General features: G+C 42.2%; 5 protein-coding genes and 1 pseudogene. All 6 read right to left on the bottom strand.

The features are described from left to right. Positions 1 to 860 (bottom strand): hypothetical protein (locus F6K53_RS36150; protein ID WP_293084240.1); only part of this gene is annotated, 860 nt, incomplete at its 3' end. Positions 861 to 998: 138 nt separating this feature from the next. After that, positions 999 to 1,196, bottom strand: a complete 198-nt coding sequence (locus F6K53_RS36145) for a hypothetical protein (protein WP_293029734.1) — start codon at positions 1,194 to 1,196, stop codon at positions 999 to 1,001. 406 nt (positions 1,197 to 1,602) lie between these two features. Beyond that, positions 1,603 to 1,806 (bottom strand): hypothetical protein, encoded by a 204-nt coding sequence (locus F6K53_RS36140; protein ID WP_293029737.1) that lies wholly within the window; start codon positions 1,804 to 1,806, stop codon positions 1,603 to 1,605. A gap of 85 nt (positions 1,807 to 1,891) precedes the next feature. Beyond that, a pseudogene (locus F6K53_RS36135) lies at positions 1,892 to 2,101 on the bottom strand (type II toxin-antitoxin system YafQ family toxin); the annotation flags it as partial. A 151-nt stretch (positions 2,102 to 2,252) separates the two neighbouring features. Continuing rightward, positions 2,253 to 2,579, bottom strand: coding sequence for a hypothetical protein (locus F6K53_RS36130; RefSeq protein ID WP_293045911.1), 327 nt, complete (start codon positions 2,577 to 2,579; stop codon positions 2,253 to 2,255). 245 nt (positions 2,580 to 2,824) lie between these two features. Then, the gene (locus tag F6K53_RS36125) at positions 2,825 to 3,100 is read right to left on the bottom strand and encodes a BrnA antitoxin family protein (protein WP_293045913.1); all 276 of its coding nucleotides are present in this window, start codon (positions 3,098 to 3,100) and stop codon (positions 2,825 to 2,827) included. Between the last annotated feature and the right edge of the window lie 86 nt (positions 3,101 to 3,186).

The following is a 3,186-nucleotide window of genomic DNA, read 5'->3' as shown; positions in this document are numbered from 1 at the left end:
GCGGTCAACCCTTTAAGTTCACGAGCCAATCTAGCCATTCGTCCCTTAGCAAAATTGACTTGAAAGCGAGTCCTTTTCAGAAGCCGTTGTCTAAGATTTTCATAAAGCGTTTGTTTATCGATAGCTTGGGAATCGGGAAGATCGTGATTCAAAATTATTGGAATAATATCAGGATTTTCTTCTAGAAATAGCAGACTGCCTTCCTCGTTAAATGCTTCAATCCCTTCCATGCCCAAAGTGCCTAAATCAGCCAAAGCAATAATCCGAGCTACCAGAGATAGGTTTTTATCAGAAGAGTAGAGGTCAGGCTGGTAAATGGTATTGTCTGAAGTATCATAGTAACAAATGGTAGCGTTAATGGCTTCTGTAATGATTTGTACATCTGAATCGGTAAACAAGGCCAGATGGTTAGGAGTTTGCTTACTTATCCATTCATTCTGATTTTTGATGTAATCCAAAAGCTTAGTAATTGTAGCAGCTTCGCTCACACCACTTTCTCGCCGTCTAGAGATATAGGGTTGGATTTGAGGGACAAACTCTTGCACCATATCGTGAGCAATGGCGCACAGATCGATTAACTGTTTCATTCTGCTCAGATAGTCTGGTGCTATATCATTGTCCAGACCGGCTTCCCAATAGGGTCTGATGGCTTGGAAAATCCGATCAGCTCTACGCTGCACTCCATTAACATGGTCACAAGTATGATAGTAAAGCTGTTTTCGCTCCGTTTCTTTTTCCATTTCCAGCAGAGCAAAGGTTTTCACCCTAGTGACTGCTTCGACAAAGGAGCTAGGAAGCTGAGCTGACTCATCAATTGAGGGGTGTGGTAGATACTGATTATCCTGATTGTGTTGATTCATGAGAGTTGTTTTGATGACTATACCAATCCTAAATGAATTGTGATAATTTTTGTTCCCTTTTCCCTACTCCCTACTCCCTACTCCCTGTTCCCAGATCCGCTGTTCCCTGTTCCCTTTGGTATAATAACTGAATCGGTTTTAAATACCAAAAATTGATTTAATACGTTTGCGAATCTCGGCGAAAGGAGTTTCGTCTTCCTCTGTGGCACTGACGGTTATTCCTAAGCGTTCCAATGTCTCTTGACGTTTGGATAATTCTTCAGAAATTCGGTCAGCTAATTCTTCGTGCTTAGCCAAAAGACTTTGTAAATTGTCTCGATCCACCACAAACAGCATTGTCTCTTCTAGGGTAGCGATCGCTACTCTAGTAGGGTGGGCAAATTATCCTAGTAATACCAATTGATCACCAATCATGTCCATTTGCCCACCCTACAACCTGAGTAGGGTGGGCAATATATCAAATTAATACTATTTCATCACCAATCATGTCCATTTGCCTAACTTACATCGGGGTAGTGCGATCGCGACCTGAGTAGGGTGGGCAAATCATCAAAGTAATACCAATTGATCACCAATCATGTCCATTTGCCCACCCTACGCCTACAAGTAAGGTGGGCAATATATCAAATTAATACAATTTCCTCACCAATCATGTCCATTTGCCCACCCTACTACTATTTTATCAAAATCAACAGGGAGTAGGGTGGGCAAATTATGAATGTGGCGTAGGGTGGGCAAATCATCAAATTAATACCATTTGAGCACCAATCATGTCCATTTGCCCACCCGACAAGATCAGCGATTGGCCGTAGGCCACGCTACGCGATCGCACTGTTCCCTCTTCTGAGTTCCCTGTTCCCAGATCTGCTGTTCCCAGATCCGCTGTTACAGTACCCATTCCGTAGGGTAGGGTGGGCAAAAAATGATAGTTTGGCAATTTCATCATCAATCATGTCCATTTGCCCACCCTACTACAAGAGCGATTGGCCTACGGCCACGCTTCGCGAACGCACTTCCAAATTCATGATCATTTAGAATAAATCTGCATGGGAACCGGAACGAACCAGAAAAAGATTGGTTTCAGAGGTTTTGTAGATTAAAATCCAGTCTGGTTCGATATGACAATCTCGGTATCCACTCCAATTTCCTGTTAAGGCATGATCTTTGTATTTGGGTTCTAGTTCTTTTCTCTCTAATAAGTTCTCAATAACGGATTTAAGCTTTTCCATATTTTTGCCACGCTTCTGTAGCCTAAATTAAGCAACAAAATAGTCGGGTAGGGTGGGCAAATTCCGATAGTTTTGCAATCTGAGCAGTTATCATGTCAATTTGCCCACCCTACTTTATCAGCGATCGCTTTATTAAAGCGGTTTTCAAAAATAGGTGATAGCATTAAATTCCCAGTTCATTGTAGAGAGATTCTTTATTGGCACAAACGGTCAAGTTTTTTGGTTCTTCAATATTTATAATCGCTTGTTGGGTCTCTTCATTGAAGTCGTTAATTGTATAAGTGTTCTCTTCAATTCGTTTCTCTCTTTCAGCTTGAAGCAAAATAAGCGCGAGGTGTTTTTGTAAATAAATGGCTAGGGCGTTTTGTTGTTCTTCCTTTAGCTGTGCGATCTCCTCAAAGGTTTCTTGGATTAATTTAGTCATGGGTTGTTTTTGCGAAACCGTATTGATCGAAATTGTAGCACTTTGACATCCTCCCACCGCGCTCATCAAAGATTATAGTGCGATTGGCCGTAGGCCACGCTACGCGAACGCACTCAGTGGGGTAGGGTGGGCAAATCATCAACCATTAACCAATTGATCATCAATCTAGTCCATTTGCCCACCCTACTACTACTGACATTATCCCGGCCCGATCGCTCTTCCATTTTCCCAAACCGGCGATCGCACTGTTACCAGATCCGCTGTTCCCAGGCGTAGGGTGGGCAAATCATCAACCATTAACCAATTGATCATCAATCATGTCCATTTGCCCACCCTACTTTATCTGATAATTCTTCACGAAGAATACGGCGTAAATCCCCTTGGGTGAGAGGTTGCTCATTTGGCAGTAGGAGATGTTTTTTTAAAGCCTCATTTATCAGAGTCTGATAACCAATTCCAGCCGTTTCGGCCTGTTCTCGAAAATTGGCAAGAATATCATCATCGAGATAAATAGTAATGCGTGTTTTTCCTTTAGAAGGAATTACCGCTCCTCGTTTTCCTTTAGAAAAATCATATTCCTTTCTCATAAGCTTTTGTCTCCTGTTTTGTGGCGCGACGAGCAGAAATTAATCGAATCACCTCACCGCGCATGGTATATACAACGACCAATGGT

The sequence above is a fragment of the Moorena sp. SIO4A1 genome, from assembly GCF_010672065.1.
In the GTDB taxonomy this organism is placed as follows: domain Bacteria; phylum Cyanobacteriota; class Cyanobacteriia; order Cyanobacteriales; family Coleofasciculaceae; genus Moorena.
This window is presented reverse-complemented; position numbering and strand designations above follow the sequence as displayed.